At 75.8% G+C, this 14277-nt stretch carries 10 protein-coding genes; 9 read left to right on the top strand and 1 reads right to left on the bottom strand.

Annotated elements, in window-relative coordinates; genetic code table 11:
* Window positions 1–249 precede the first annotated feature (249 nt).
* The 5 genes from miaA (at window position 250) to hflX (ending at window position 7279) form a co-directional block, all read left to right on the top strand.
* The gene (gene miaA, locus ACYVO2_RS27010) at window positions 250–1173 is read left to right on the top strand and encodes a tRNA (adenosine(37)-N6)-dimethylallyltransferase MiaA (RefSeq protein ID WP_461010615.1); all 924 of its coding nucleotides are present in this window, start codon (window positions 250–252) and stop codon (window positions 1171–1173) included.
* Window positions 1174–1301: 128 nt separating this feature from the next.
* On the top strand, window positions 1302–1865 hold the full coding sequence (locus ACYVO2_RS27005) for a hypothetical protein (protein ID WP_461010614.1): 564 nt from the start codon (window positions 1302–1304) through the stop codon (window positions 1863–1865).
* Window positions 1866–1925: 60 nt separating this feature from the next.
* Window positions 1926–2858 carry a diaminopimelate epimerase gene (gene dapF, locus ACYVO2_RS27000; protein WP_461010613.1) on the top strand — a complete coding sequence of 311 codons (933 nt, stop codon included), beginning with the start codon at window positions 1926–1928 and terminating at the stop codon, window positions 2856–2858.
* A 432-nt stretch (window positions 2859–3290) separates the two neighbouring features.
* Entirely contained in the window at window positions 3291–5534 is a 2244-nt protein-coding gene (locus ACYVO2_RS26995; protein WP_461010612.1) for a RelA/SpoT family protein, read from the top strand.
* Window positions 5535–5755: 221 nt separating this feature from the next.
* A complete protein-coding gene (gene hflX, locus ACYVO2_RS26990; protein ID WP_461010611.1) occupies window positions 5756–7279 on the top strand; it encodes a GTPase HflX in 1524 nt (507 codons plus the stop codon).
* A 90-nt stretch (window positions 7280–7369) separates the two neighbouring features.
* Here the strand turns inward: hflX and ACYVO2_RS26985 are convergent, their stop codons facing one another.
* Window positions 7370–8530, bottom strand: coding sequence for a trypsin-like serine peptidase (locus ACYVO2_RS26985; RefSeq protein ID WP_461010610.1), 1161 nt, complete (start codon window positions 8528–8530; stop codon window positions 7370–7372).
* A gap of 270 nt (window positions 8531–8800) precedes the next feature.
* Between ACYVO2_RS26985 and ACYVO2_RS26980 the strand changes: the two genes are divergently transcribed.
* The 4 genes from ACYVO2_RS26980 (at window position 8801) to ACYVO2_RS26965 (ending at window position 14265) form a co-directional block, all read left to right on the top strand.
* The gene (locus ACYVO2_RS26980; RefSeq protein WP_461010609.1) at window positions 8801–9838 is read left to right on the top strand and encodes an aminotransferase class III-fold pyridoxal phosphate-dependent enzyme; all 1038 of its coding nucleotides are present in this window, start codon (window positions 8801–8803) and stop codon (window positions 9836–9838) included.
* Between the two features lie 12 nt (window positions 9839–9850).
* Entirely contained in the window at window positions 9851–11719 is a 1869-nt protein-coding gene (locus ACYVO2_RS26975; RefSeq protein WP_461010608.1) for an IucA/IucC family protein, read from the top strand.
* A 37-nt stretch (window positions 11720–11756) separates the two neighbouring features.
* Window positions 11757–12425: a GNAT family N-acetyltransferase gene (locus ACYVO2_RS26970; protein ID WP_461010607.1), complete on the top strand. Its 669-nt coding sequence runs from the start codon at window positions 11757–11759 to the stop codon at window positions 12423–12425.
* Between the two features lie 127 nt (window positions 12426–12552).
* The gene (locus tag ACYVO2_RS26965; protein WP_461010649.1) at window positions 12553–14265 is read left to right on the top strand and encodes an IucA/IucC family protein; all 1713 of its coding nucleotides are present in this window, start codon (window positions 12553–12555) and stop codon (window positions 14263–14265) included.
* The last annotated feature ends 12 nt before the right edge of the window (window positions 14266–14277 follow it).

The following is a 14277-nucleotide window of genomic DNA, read 5'->3' as shown; positions in this document are numbered from 1 at the left end:
GGTCCGGTCGTGTTCCCTGTGGCCGAGCCCTCCGCGGCGGGCTCGTCCGGCCGGGTACCCCGCCGCGGCGGGCGTGCACCGCGAACGCGCCGGAAGCAGCGGAATGCGGGTCGCGCGCGACCGGCGCCGAGCGCCCGTTCCCCGCGTGATCGCGGCGGCGGACGGCGCTCCACCGGAAACCCCGGCACCCGCCGGCCCCGCCCCCGCGACCCCAGTTGGGCACAAGCGCTTGTTTGGGAGACTGGACGGGTGAGCAGCAACCCCCCTCGTGTGATCGCGGTCGTCGGGCCGACCGCGGCAGGAAAGTCCGACCTGGGCGTCGCCCTCGCCCAAGAGCTCGGCGGGGAGGTGGTCAACGCCGACTCCATGCAGTTGTACCGGGGCATGGACATCGGGACCGCCAAGCTCACCCCCGAGGAACGCCAGGGCGTCCCGCACCACCTGATGGACGTCTGGGACGTCACCGTCACCGCGTCCGTGGCCGAGTACCAGCGCCTGGCCCGGGCGGTGATCGACCGGCTGCTCGCGGAGGGCCGCGCCCCGGTGCTGGTGGGCGGCTCCGGCCTGTACGTGCGCGGGGCGATCGACGCGCTGGAGTTCCCCGGCACCGACCCCGAGGTCCGCGGCCGGCTCGAGGCCGAGCTCGCCGTGAGCGGCCCGGGCGTCCTGCACGCCCGGCTCGCCGCCGTGGACCCGGCCGCCGCCAGGGCCATCCTGCCGAGCAACGGCCGCCGCCTGGTGCGGGCGCTGGAGGTCGTGGAGATCACCGGCCGCCCGTTCACGGCGAACCTGCCGGGCCACGACTCGGTGTACGACGCGGTGCAGATCGGCGTGGACGTGCCCCGCCCCGAGCTGGACCGGCGGATCGCGGCGCGGGTGGACCGCATGTGGGAGGCAGGCCTGGTCGACGAGGTGCGGGAGCTGGAGCGGGCCGGGCTGCGCGAGGGCCGCACCGCCTCGCGGGCGCTGGGCTACCAGCAGGTGCTGGCCCACCTGGCCGGGGAGTGCGGCGAGGACGCGGCGCGCGCCGAGACCGTGCGGGCCACCAAGCGCTTCGCCCGCCGCCAGGACTCGTGGTTCCGCCGGGACCCCCGGGTGCACTGGCTCGGCGGCGACGGGCCCGACGTGCGGGAGCGGGCGCTGAGGTTGGTCGAACAGGCGGTCACAGCCTGATCACGTGATGGCTACGGGACGCTCCGGAACGGGTGCGCACCGTCGCCGACATGTCATCATCATCGCGGCGGACGTGGCCCTTGCGGCCCGCCGCCCGATGAGCTACGGGTGTCGAGCCGGGAGGGCGCGTGGCGATGGAGGCCGGCCCTCGCGACAGACCGCACGAGGACGGGGACGGGCTGTCCTTCGGCGGAACGTACCCCTACGGACCCGACCCCGGCGACCCGTACGGCCCGCTGCCCGGCGTTCCCGGCCCGGACGGGCTGTTCCTCGCGGGCCCGCCCGGCGACCGGGTGCCCGACCAGCCGCTGCCGGGTGACGCCCTGGTGGGGGACGCCCTGGTGGGGGACGCCGCCGGCGGCCCGGACGGGAACGAGCTGCGGCCCCGCCGGAAGATGCGCATCTGGGAGGCCGTCCCCATCGGCGGCATCTCGGTGATCGGCTCCCTGATGTTCGCCTTCCCGCTGGCGTTCGGCGACGGCGGCGCGGTGGTGGCCATGCTGGGCCTGCTGCTGTGCGCCTGCTGCGCCGGGTGGGCGCTGACGGTCGCCCGGCGCGTCGGCTACGTGTGGCCGGGCCTGCCCCCGCGCGGCTCCGGCGGCCGCCCGGACTGGCGCTGGGTCGCGGCCTACACGGCCCTGAGCCTGCTCGTCGGCGTCCTCACCATCTGGCGCGTGGCCCGCCTGCGCTGAGCACCCGGCCCGCCGGGCCCGTCGCCTTGCTCGGGCCGCCAGGCCCGTACCCTTGATCCTGTGATCGCGCACTCCCAGCACCCCGCCCCCATCCCCTTCCTCAAGGGGCACGGCACCCAGAACGACTTCGTCATCGTGCCCGACCCGGACGGCGCCCTCGAGCTGTCCCCGGAGGACGTGGCCCTGCTGTGCGACCGCAGGGCGGGCATCGGCGGCGACGGGCTGCTGCGCGTGGTGCGCTCCGCCGCGCACCCGGAGGCGCGGGCCATGGCGGACGCGGCCGAGTGGTTCATGGACTACCGCAACGCCGACGGCAGCGTCGCGGAGATGTGCGGCAACGGGGTGCGGGTGTTCGCGCGCCACCTGGTGGAGGCCGGGCACGCCACCCCGGGCGACCTGGCCGTGGCGACCCGCGCCGGGGTCAGGCGGGTGCACATCGCCAAGGACCACCCGGACGGCTCGCCCGGCGAGATCACCGTGGACATGGGGCGCCCGGTGGTGACCGACCCGGACGACCCGGTCGAGGGCGGGGTGGAGGTCGCGGTGGGCGACCGCCGCTGGCCCGCGCGCAAGGTGGACATGGGCAACCCGCACGCGGTGGTGTTCGTCGACGACCTGGCGCACGCCGGCGACCTGTACACCCCGCCGGCCGTCACCCCCGCCCGGGCGTACCCGGCCGGGGTGAACGTGGAGTTCGTGGCCGACCGCGGGCCGCGGCACGTCGCCATGCGCGTCCACGAGCGCGGATCGGGCGAGACCCGCTCCTGCGGCACGGGCGCCTGCGCGGTGATGGTGGCCGCCGCCCGCAGGGACGGCACCGACCCCGCCGCGACCGGACGCCCCGTCACCTACACGGTGGACGTACCCGGCGGCCGGCTGACGATCACCGAGCGGGTGGACGGCGGCGTGGAGATGACCGGGCCCGCGGTGATCGTCGCGCGCGGCGAGGTGACCCCCGGGTGGCTGACCACCGCGGGGCACGGCGTAGCCTAGGGCCTGTCGTCGGATCCCCGTCGTCGCCCGGAGGGCGGCCTCGCGGCGTCCGGTGCGTGCTCTCGGCGTGCCGGGCGATAGCCCTCGTACCGGGTCGTACTCGGGCTTTCGCCCGGCGCGGCGAGAGTGCGTGCCAGGCGTCGCGGGGCAGGCGGGGATTCGACGACAGGCCCCAGGGCCATCCCGGGAGTGCCGCGTGGCCTGCGCGGTGCCCGGCGGACCCCGCGCGGGCGTCCCGCCGCCTCGGCGGGGACCGTCGCTGTCGGACCGTCAAGCCTGGTCCGTCCCTTGCCGCTTGTGGCCATCGCCTTAGCTCGAACGGGTGATGTCGCTCACTCCGGGCGGGAGCCGGCTCACGCCGCGTGGTGGGGTCGGTAGCATCAAGCGCCGACGGTGGCCGCCCATCGCCGGTGATCGCAGCCGGAGGTGCCCATGGGCGTCGTTGACCGCAAACCCGCGCAAGCGCCGGACTCTGCCGCCCCGCCCCCCGAGACCGCGCCACCTCCCGAGACCGGCCCGCCGCACAAGGCCGGGCGTCCGGGGGCGGGCGCCACCGGCACGCGCCGCCGGGCCCGCCGGGTGGACCTGCTCAGACTCGGCCGCGCGGCCGTGCTCGGCTCGGGGCGCCAGCCCCGGGTGCCCGACGCCATCGAACACATCGTCAAGGTCCATCTGGCGCACCATCCCCGGGCCGACCTCGACACGCTGCGCCGCGCCTATCTGCTGGCCGCGTCCTCGCACAGCGGCCAGATGCGCAAGAGCGGCGAGCCGTACATCACCCACCCGCTCGCCGTCACGATGATCCTGGCCGAACTCGGCGCGGAGACCACGACGCTGGTGGCCTCCCTGCTCCACGACACCGTGGAGGACACCGACGTGACGCTGGACCAGGTCGGCGAGGAGTTCGGCGCCGAGGTGCGCTATCTGGTGGACGGCGTCACCAAGCTGGAGAAGGTGGACTACGGGGCGGCGGCCGAGCCGGAGACGTTCCGCAAGATGCTGGTGGCGACCGGCAACGACGTCCGGGTCATGGTGATCAAGCTCGCCGACCGGCTGCACAACATGCGCACCATCCGTCACATGAAGCCCGCCAGCCGGCTGCGCATCGCCAAGGTCACCCGCGAGGTCCTCATCCCGCTCGCCGAGCGGCTCGGGGTGCAGGTGATCAAGTCCGAGCTGGAGGACATCGTCTTCGCCGTGCTCCACCCGGAGGAGTACGCCGCCACCCGCGAGCTGATCGAGCGGTACGAGGCGGGGCCGCAGCCGCTGCGGGAGCTGGCCGAGCGGGTCCGGCGGGTGCTGCGCGACGCCGGCATAGACGGCGAGGTGTCCATCCGGGCCCGGCACGCCCTGTCGGTGCACCGGTTCCGGCTCAAGCGCGGGGTTGGCCCGGACGAGCTCGGCCCGTTCGACTTCGGCCGGCTGCTGGTCGTGGTGGAGGAGGACGCCGACTGCTACGCGGTCCTCGGCGAGCTCCACACCTGCTTCACCCCGGTGATCGCCGAGTTCAAGGACTTCGTGGCGGCGCCGAAGTTCAACCTGTACCAGTCCCTGCACACCGCCGTGGCCACGCCCGACGGCGGTATCGCCGAGGTGCTGGTGCGCACCCGGCGGATGCACCGGGTGGCCGAGACCGGCGTGGTGGCGCTCGGCGACCCGCACCAGGGCGCGGGGGACTCCGGCGAGCAGGGCGAGGCCGAGCGCTCCGACCCCACCCGCCCCGGCTGGCTCTCCCGCCTCCTGGAGTGGCAGCGCGTCACCCCCGACACCGACACCTTCTGGTCCGCCCTGCGCGAGGAGCTCGCCGAGGACCGGGAGATCGCCGTGTTCACCACCGACGGCCGCACCGTGGACCTGCCCGCCGGCGCCACCTGCGTGGACGCCGCCTACGCGCTGGGCGAGGACACCGGGCACCGGTGCATCGGCGCCCGCGTCAACGGCAGGCTGACGGCGCTGGCCACCGTGTTGCGCGCCGGGGACGTGCTCCAGGTGCTGGTCTCGCCCGACGAGTCCTCCGGCCCCTCGCCCGACTGGCTGGAGCACGCCCGCACCCCCGCCGCCAGGATCGCCATCTCCCGCTGGCTGAAGGCCCACCCCGCCGCCCCCGAGGAGCCCCCGGCCCCCGCGGAGCGGCCCGCCCGCGCGGGCGGGCGGCGCCGGGGCGGGGCCCTGATCGGCGGCCACGGCGAGTACCGCGCCCCGGCCGCGTCCGTCGCCGTCAGCGGGCGGCCCGACGCGGTGGTGCGGCTGGCCCGCTGCTGCACCCCCGTCCCGCCCGACGCCGTGACCGGGTTCGTCACCAGGGGCGGCACCGTCGCCGTGCACCGCACCGAGTGCGCCGCCGTGCAGGGCATGCGCGCCGACGGCCGCGACCCGGTGCAGGTGGACTGGGCGAGCGGCGCCGGCTCGGGGCTTCGGGTGACCGTGCAGGCCGAGGCGCTGGGCCGGCCGCGGCTGCTCGCCGACATCACCGAGGCCATCGCCGCCGCCGGGGTCGCCATCGTCTCCGCCGCCGTGGAGCCGCCCAGGGAGCTGCGGGTGCGGCACACCTACACCGTCGAGCTGCCCGGCCCGGACACCCTGCCCGCGCTGATGCGCGCCATGCGGGACGTGCCCGGCGTGTACGACGTGTACCGGGTCCGGCGCAGCCCGCAGCCCGCCACCGCCGGTCCCTGACCGGGCGCCCCGGGCGGGAATGATCCCCCGACGCGCGGGAAACCGGCGTGACGGGGGCGTCCGCGCGTGCCACCATCGTCATCGGGCCGCCTCCCCGGCGGCCCGGCGCGCCACGGGAATCTTCCCGGTCGGCGCGGCGTTGCACCCCTTGACGGGCCGCGGTCCGTCCCGCTCCGGCCGAAGCGGCCGGGCAGTCCCTGTCACTCAGCCGAAGGAACGCATTGACCTCCGATCACGGAAACAGCCGGCACCACAGCACGGGCGACGGCGAGGCAGCCGGTGGGCGGCGTGGGCGGCTCCCGGAGGACCTTCGTGCCGAGGCCCTGATGGACGAGGAGCTGGCCTACGCCGACGCCGAGGAGCGCGACGGCGACCAGTACGACCGCACCGAGCGCGCCGCGCTGCGCCGGGTGGCGGGCCTGTCCACCGAGCTCGAGGACGTCACCGAGGTCGAGTACCGGCAGCTCCGCCTGGAGCGTGTGGTGCTCGTCGGGGTGTGGACGTCCGGCACGGTGGAGGACGCCGAGGAGTCGCTGGCCGAGCTGGCGGCGCTCGCCGAGACCGCGGGCTCCATGGTCCTCGAGGGCGTCATCCAGCGCCGCGACAAGCCGGACCCGGCCACCTACATCGGCTCGGGCAAGGCGCAGGAGCTGCGCGACATCGTCGCGGCCACCGGCGCCGACACCGTGGTGTGCGACGGTGAGCTCACGCCGGGCCAGCTCATCCACCTCGAGGACGTCGTCAAGGTCAAGGTCGTGGACCGCACGGCGCTGATCCTGGACATCTTCGCCCAGCACGCCAAGTCCCGCGAGGGCAAGGCGCAGGTCTCCCTGGCGCAGATGCAGTACATGCTGCCGCGGCTGCGCGGCTGGGGTCAGTCGCTGTCCCGCCAGATGGGCGGTGGCGGCTCCGGCTCCTCGGGCGGCGGCATGGCCACCCGAGGCCCCGGTGAGACGAAGATCGAGACCGATCGCCGCCGGATCAACGAGAAGATGGCCAGGCTCCGCCGGGAGATCGCGGCCATGAAGACCGGCCGGGACCTCAAGCGCCAGGAGCGCCGGCGCAACCGGGTGCCGTCCGTGGCCATCGCCGGGTACACCAACGCGGGCAAGTCCTCGCTGCTGAATCGGCTGACCGGCGCGGGCGTGCTGGTGGAGAACGCGCTGTTCGCCACCCTCGACCCGACCGTGCGCCGGGCGCAGACCCCCAGCGGGCGGGCGTACACCCTCGCCGACACCGTCGGCTTCGTGCGCCACCTGCCGCACCACCTGGTGGAGGCGTTCCGCTCCACCATGGAGGAGGTCGCCGACGCCGACCTGATCCTGCACGTCGTGGACGGCGCGCACGAGCGCCCCGAGGCGCAGCTCGCCGCCGTGCGCGAGGTGATCCGCGACGTGGGCGCGTCCGACGTGCCCGAGATCGTGGTGATCAACAAGGCGGACGCGGCCGACCCGGAGGTGCTGCGGCGGCTGCTGCGCACCGAGCGGCGGGCCGTGGCGGTCTCCGCGCGGACCGGGCGCGGCATCGAGGAGCTGCGGGCGCTGGTCGACAGCGAGCTGCCGCGGCCCTCGATCACGGTGGAGGCCCTGGTGCCGTTCACCCGCGGCGACCTCGTCTCGCGGCTGCACGCCGAGGGCGAGCTGCTGCTGGAGGAGCACACCGGGGACGGCACCCGGGTGAAGGTCCTGGTGGACGAGGTGCTGGCCGCCGAGCTGGCCCCGTTCACGGTGGCGGCCCAGCGCTAGCCCTCGGGGGCGCGAACCGGACACAGGGCGGCCCGCCGCTCCCCTCGGACGAGGGGAGCGGCGGGCCGCCCGCCGTTTCGGCCGCCGCCCCTACTGGCCGGCGAACTTGTCGCTGATCGCCTGGTAGACGCCCTGGGCCGACTGCCCCAGATAGGGACCGGCCAGCCAGGTGTTCTCCGCCGGGCCGATCGAGGTGTTGCTCACCAGCACCGGGTCGCCGTCCGGGCCGCGGGTGATCCAGCCGCCGCCGCTGGAGCCGCCGGTCATGGTGCAGCCGATGCGCAGCATGGTCGGGGCGGCCGGGTCGAGGGTCAGGTTGGTGGCGGAGTCGGTGCAGCGGTGCATGACCTGGCCGTCGAACGGGGGAGCGGCCGGGTAGCCGTAGGCGGACACGCCGTCGGCCCGCAGCGTCGGGCGCGGCGCGTCGAACCACACGTCGAGCGCGTTGCCCACGGTCTCCTCCAGCGACTTGCCGCCGCCGCTCACCGGCACGACCTTCATCACCGCGAAGTCGTAGGAGGCCCCGGCGCCGCCGCTGGTGGCGCCCTGCTCGATCCACTGGCTGGAGGTCTGCACCCACTCCGCCCAGTAGGCGCCGTACGGGGCCGCGTCCTGCTCGCTGATCTGCTCGGACGCCGGGTCCTGGCCCTGGTTGTTGTACGCCGGGACGAACTGGATGTTGCGGAACCAGCCGCCGCCCTGGCCGCCGTGCACGCAGTGCCCGGCCGTCCACACCAGGTTCGACTTGCCCGGGTGCGCCGGGTCCTTCACCACGGTGCCGGAGCAGACGGCGGGGCCGTCGGGGGTGTCGAAGAAGATCTTTCCGGGCGGGGCGGCGTGGTCGGTGTAGGGCGTCTCCACCCGCTCGGCCTGCACCGGATCCGGCTCGGGGTCGGTGGTGCCCTGGCCGTCGTCGGCGAAGCCGCCCTTGACCTCCTTGTCCAGCGGCTCGGCCTCACGCATGCGGGTGGCGTCCCACAGGTCCTTCACCAGGGGGTTCTTGAACGCCTCCTGGGCGGCGTCGCGCGCCCAGTTCTCCCAGTCGTCCCACTTCCAGTCCTTGAGCTGCTCCAGGGTGGTGGGCAGTCCTTCGGGCAGGTCGGGGAGCTGGAAGTCGTCTCCGGCCGCGGCCCCGCTCGCGGAAGGGCTCACGGCCGGAGCGGAGCTGTCGTCCTCCGGGCCGCAGGCGGTCACCGCGAGCAGCGCGGTCACCGCGCAGCAGGCCGCGGCGAGTCGGCGTATCGATGACATCGGGTCGGTTCCCCCTGTTGAGACAGTGCCATTCCCGGAGCGGGAAAAATGAAGATCCCACTATGCCGGGTGCTGGTGGGGACGGCCGCGTGCGGGTCCCCGGTTCCGGGGTAAGGATCTTTCGGCAGTATGGAACCGTTTGGCCGTGATCGGACGGGGCGTCGGTCGTTGGTCCCCAGGGGATGGAGCGGCGCGAGCTACCCGACGGATCCGTTCGGTTGCCCGGCGTAGTGGAAGTAAGGTATGCCTTACTTTTTTCCGGGAGGTTTCGTGGCCGAGAACGCGACACCAGTGATCGGTACGGGACGGCGTCCGGTGCGCGAGCACGCCGCCACCACCCTGCCCGTCGTCCCCGTCCGCGCCCGCGGCATGACCGTCGAGGGCTCCGACGGCCGCCGCTATCTCGACTGCCTGTACGGCTCCCTGGCGCTGGGTCACCAGCACCCCGTCGTGCTCGAGGCCCTGCGCACCGCCCTCGGCCCCGGGGCGCCGCCGCCCGCCGCCGCCCGGGAGGCGTTCACCTCGGCGGTGCTGGCCACGCTGCCCGAGGAGCTGGCCGGCGACGCGGTGGTGCGGTTCTGCGGCGCCGGGCCCGCCGACGCCGCAGAGACCGCGCTCGGCCTCGCCAGGGCCGCGACCGGCCGCCCCGGCCTGCTGGTGGAGCCGGTGCGGCGGGACGGGGTGACGTTCACTCCGGACGAGTGGCTGCGCCGCGCCCGCCGCCTGACGCACCGTGAGGGCGCCGCGCTGGTGGTGGACGAGACCCGCGGCGGGGTCGGGCGCACCGGCGCCTTCTGGTCGTTCCAGCACAGCGCGGTGGTGCCCGACGCGGTGATCCTCTCCCACGCGGTCGGCGGCGGCCTGCCGCTGTCCGTGGTCGTGCACCGCGGGGCGCTGGGCGCCCGCACCCGCGGGCGCAGGCCGGTCCAGGGCAACCGGCTGGCCCTGGCCGCGGGCACCGCCATAGTCACCTTCGCCCACGAGCACGGCCTGGCCGGGCGCGCCGCCGCCGTCGGCGAGCGCATAGCCGGGCGCCTGCGGGAGCTCGCCGCCGACCACCCCTTCGTCACCGGCGTACGCGGGCGCGGGCTGCTGCTCGGGCTGGAGCTCGACCACCGGCGCCGCGCCGCCGCGGTGCAGAGCGCGGCCCTGCGGCTCGGCCTGCTGGTCGAGCCGGCCGGGCGGGAGCGCCGCGTCATCCGCATCGCCCCGCCCCTGACCATCACCGACGAACAGGCCGACGCGGTGCTCGACCGGCTCGCCGAGGCCGTCCGCCGCGCCGACCCGCCCGCGCTCGCCGGCCGCTGAGGAGCGCCCACGATGAACGCCGTGCCCGACGTCACCACCCCGAGCCTGCCCCGCCAGGACACCGGCGCCGGGGGCGGGAGCGACCCCGACCCGCTCACCCACCCCGACCCGTTCACCGCCGCCGACGCCGCGGCCGTGGAGAACCTGCTGCGCTGCTGGCTGCGGGAGACCGGCGGCCCCGGGCACCCGGTCGGCGAGCTGGTGCTGCCCCTGCCCGCGAGCGGCACCGCGCTGCGCGCCCCCGTCCGCCACTGGTCGCCGGTGGGGCACCACCGGTTCGGCCGGGTGCTGCTGGACGGCGGGCTGCCCGCGGACGCCGTCACCCTCGCCGCCCTGCTCGCCCGCGAGGCCGCCGCCCGCGACAGCGCGCCCCGCGAGAGCGCGCCCCGCGGGACGGCGCCGGCCGGGGACGCGGCCGGGCACACCCCGCTCGGCCGCGACGGCGTGGACCTGGTCGCCCGCGTCGCCGACTCCGTGCGCCGCACCGCCGGCTTCCTCGCCGTCCGCCGCGCCGAGCCGTCCCCCGAGCCCGGCACCCCGCCGTTCCTCGACGCCGAGCAGGCCCTCGTCCTCGGCCACCCCCTGCACCCCACTCCCAAGAGCCGGGAGGGGCTGGACGGCGACGAGGCCGCGGCGTGCTCCCCCGAGCTGCGCGGCCGCTTCCCGCTGCACTGGTTCGCCGTGGACCGCTCCGCCCTGGCCGCCGACTCCGCGTGGACCCGCGGCGGCAGGACCGTCCCCGCCGAGCGGCTCACCGCCGAACTGGCCGGGCTCACCCCGCCGCCCGGCGCCGCCCTGGTGCCCGCGCACCCGTGGCAGGCCGCCCACCTGCGCGGGCAGTCGCGGGTGCGCGAGCTGATCGAGCGAGGGCTGGTGCGCGACCTCGGCCCGGCGGGCGACCCCTGGTACCCCACCTCCTCCGTGCGCACCGTCTGCCGCCCCGGCACGGACCGCATGCTCAAGCTCTCCCTGGCCCTGCGCATCACCAACTCCCGCCGGGAGAACCTCCCCAAGGAGCTGCGCCGCGGCGTGGAGGTGCACCGGCTGCTGCGCACCGGGCTCGGCGCCCGGTGGCGCGCCGCCCACCCCGGGTTCGACATCGTCCGCGACCCGGCCTGGCTCGCCGTCACCGCCCCCGGCGGCGAGCCCGTGCCCGGCTTCGACCTGGTGATCCGGCACAACCCGTTCGGCCCCGGCGACGACGCGGCGTGCGTGGCGGGCCTGACCGCCCCCCGCCCCTGGCCGGGCGGGCCGCGCGACGCCCTGCGCTCGCGCCTGGCCGACGTCGTGACCCGTCTCGCCGCGGCGACCGGCCGGCCGCGGGGAGCGGTGGCCACCGAGTGGTTCCTGCGCTACCTGGACTGCGTGGTGCGGCCGGTGCTGTGGCTGGACGGGGAGGCGGGCATAGCCCTGGAGGCGCACCAGCAGAACACCCTGGTGCTGCTGGACCGCGACGGCTGGCCCGCCGGCGGCCGGTACCGCGACAACCAGGGCTACTACTACCGCGCCTCGCGCCGCGCCGAGCTCGACGCGGCGCTGCCCGGCATCGGCGCGGACACGGACACCTTCGTCGCGGACGAGGTGGCCGACGAGCGGTTCGCCTACTACCTGGGCATCAACAACGTGCTCGGGCTGATCGGCGCGTTCGGCTCCCAGGGGCTCGCGGACGAGCGGGTGCTGCTCGCCGCGTTCCGCCGCTTCCTCGCCGAGCTCGCCCCCGGCCGCTCCGCGCTGCCCGCGCTGCTGCTGGAGCGGCCCACCCTGCGCTGCAAGGCCAACCTGCTCACCCGCCTGCACGGCATGGACGAACTCGTGGGGCCCGTGGACACCCAGTCCGTCTACGTGACCGTGCCCAACCCGCTCGCCGGGAGACCGGCGTGACCTGCCAACCGGCGCACCGCCGGCGGAAGGGGACCGGATGACCGCGGCCGACGACACCGACGACACCCTCGAACTGCCCCGGGCCATCGGCACGGCCCCGCGCGGCTCCCGCGCGCACCGCGGCGCCGACCTGCTCGACGGGGTCGCCGGCTGGGGGCGGGCGGCGACGCCGTTCGGCCCGTTCGAGCTGGTGCCCGTCGATCTGGGGCGGGACCTGGCGCTGCTGACGCGCTGGATGAACGACCCGGCCGTCGCCCCCTTCTGGGAGCTGGCCGGGCCGCCGGAGACCACCCGGGCGCACGTCGCCGCCCAGCTCGACGGCGACGGGCGCAGCGTGCCCTGCCTCGGCGTGCTCGACGGCGTCCCGGTCGGCTACTGGGAGGTGTACCGCGCCGACCTGGACCCGCTGGCCCGCCACTACCCCGCCCGCCCCCACGACACCGGCCTGCACCTGCTCATCGGCGCCGCCGCCGACCGCGGCCGGGGCCTGGGCACGGCCCTGCTGCGGGCCTGCGCCGACCTGGTGCTGGACCACCGCCCGGCCTGCGCCCGCGTCGTCGCCGAGCCGGACCTGCGCAACACGCCGTCGGTGGCCGCCTTCCTCGGTGCCGGGTTCCGGTTCTGCGCCGAGGTCCGGCTGCCCGACAAGCAGGCCGCCCTGATGGTGCGGGACCGGGCGCTGCGCGACCGACTGGACGCGACCTGACCCGCACCCCCACAGCCCGGCGCGGCCGAGCCCGCGCCGCCCCACCCCCGACGAGGAGGCGCCCGTGCCGCCGCTCTTCCGCCCCGCCCACCTCACCGCGGACCACTGGCGCACCGCGAGCCGCCGCATGCTGGCCAAGGCGCTCGCCGAGTTCGCCTACGAGGAACTGATCACCCCCGAGCCCGCAGGGGACGGCGGGTACGCCGTGCGCCTCGCGTCCGGCGTCGAGTACCGCTTCCGCGCCCGCCGCGGCGCCTACGAGAGCTGGCGGGTGGACCCGGCGTCCGTGCTCAGGGACGGCGCGCCCGCGCACGACCCGCTCACGTTCCTGCTGGACGCGCGCACCACGCTCGGCATCACCGACGACACCGCGGGCCACCTGGTGCGCGAGCTGTCCACCACCCTGGTCGCCGACACCCGGCAGCTCGCCGAGGCCCCCACCGCCGCCCGCCTGGCCGGTTACGCCTACGCCGACCTGGAGGGCCACCAGACCGGGCACCCGTGGATCCTGCCCAACAAGGGCAGGCTCGGCTTCTCCGCCTCCGACGCGCACCGCTGGGCGCCGGAGGCCGTCCGCCCCACCCACCTGCCGTGGCTCGCCGTCCACCGGGACCTCGCCGAGTACCGCGGCGTGCCGGGCCTGACCGAGCGGCGCCTGTACGAGGAGGAGCTCGCGCCCGCCACCCGCGAGCGGTTCCGCTCCGCCGTCGCCGCCACCGGCCGCGACCCGGAGCGGTTCCTGTGGCTGCCGGTGCACCCGTGGCAGTGGGACGAGACGCTGCTGCCGCTGTTCGCCGCCGAGGTCGCCGACCACCGGATCGTGCCGCTGCCCGAGGACCCGGACCTGCGGCTGCCCCAGCAGTCCATCCGCACCTTCCTCAACGTCAGCCGCCCCCGCCTGCGCACCGTCAAGCTGCCCCTGTCCGTGCTGAACACGCTGGTGTGGCGCGGCCTGCCCACCGAGCGCACCCTGGCCGCGCCCGCCGTCACCGCCTGGGTGCACGCGCTGCGCGACGCCGACCCGTTCCTGGCCGAGGAGTGCCGGGTGGTGCTGCTCGGCGAGACCGCGTCCGTCACCGTCCGGCACCCCGTCCTGGAGGCCATACCGGCCGTGCCCTACCAGTACCGGGAACTGCTCGGCGCGATCTGGCGCGAGCCCGTCGAGGCGTACCTGGAGCCGGGCGAGCGGGCCCGCACCCTGGCCGCGCTGCTGTACACCGACCCCGAAGGGCGCTCCTTCGCCGCCGAGCTGATCACCCGCTCGGGGCTGTCCGCCGCCGACTGGACGCGCCGCCTCTTCCACGCCCTGCTGCCCCCGCTGCTGCGCTTCCTGTACCGCTACGGCGTGGTGTTCTCCCCGCACGGAGAGAACACGATCGTGGTGTTCGACGACCGGGACGTGCCCGCGCGGCTGGCGGTGAAGGACTTCGTGGACGACGTCAACGTCAGCGAGAAGCCCGTGCCGGAGCTGGAGTCCATGCCCGCCGAGGTCGGCGAGGTGCTGCTGCGCGAACCCGCCGACTTCCTGCCGCAGTTCATCCACTCCGGCCTGTTCGTGGGCGTCTTCCGGTACCTGGCCCCGCTGCTGGAGGAGCAGGCCGACCTGCCGCAGCGGGCGTTCTGGGCGCTGTTGCGCGAGGAGATCACCGCCCACCAGCGGCGCTTCCCCGCCCTGGCCGACCGGTTCGCCGACTACGAACTGCTCGGCCCGCGCATCGCCCGGCTGTGCCTGAACCGCAACCGGCTGCTGCTCGACGGCTACCGCGACCGGCCCGAGCGCCCGCACGCGGCCGTGCACGGCACCGTCCCGAACCCCCTGTACGCCCCGGAGCCCGGGTGACCCGCCGCGGGA

It is taken from the genome of Streptomyces capparidis (assembly GCF_054782095.1).
The sequence above is the reverse complement of the archived record's forward strand: the minus strand, read 5'-3'. Positions and strand labels throughout refer to the sequence as shown.

Excerpts from the sequence above, each read along its gene's own strand:
- ACYVO2_RS26995 (WP_461010612.1), top strand. The coding sequence starts at position 3,291 with ATGGGCGTCGTTGACCGCAAACCCGCGCAAGCGCCGGACTCTGCCGCC.
- ACYVO2_RS26985 (WP_461010610.1), bottom strand. The coding sequence starts at position 8,530 with ATGTCATCGATACGCCGACTCGCCGCGGCCTGCTGCGCGGTGACCGCG.
- ACYVO2_RS26975 (WP_461010608.1), top strand. The coding sequence starts at position 9,851 with ATGAACGCCGTGCCCGACGTCACCACCCCGAGCCTGCCCCGCCAGGAC.
- ACYVO2_RS26970 (WP_461010607.1), top strand. The coding sequence starts at position 11,757 with ATGACCGCGGCCGACGACACCGACGACACCCTCGAACTGCCCCGGGCC.
- ACYVO2_RS26965 (WP_461010649.1), top strand. The coding sequence starts at position 12,553 with ATGCTGGCCAAGGCGCTCGCCGAGTTCGCCTACGAGGAACTGATCACC.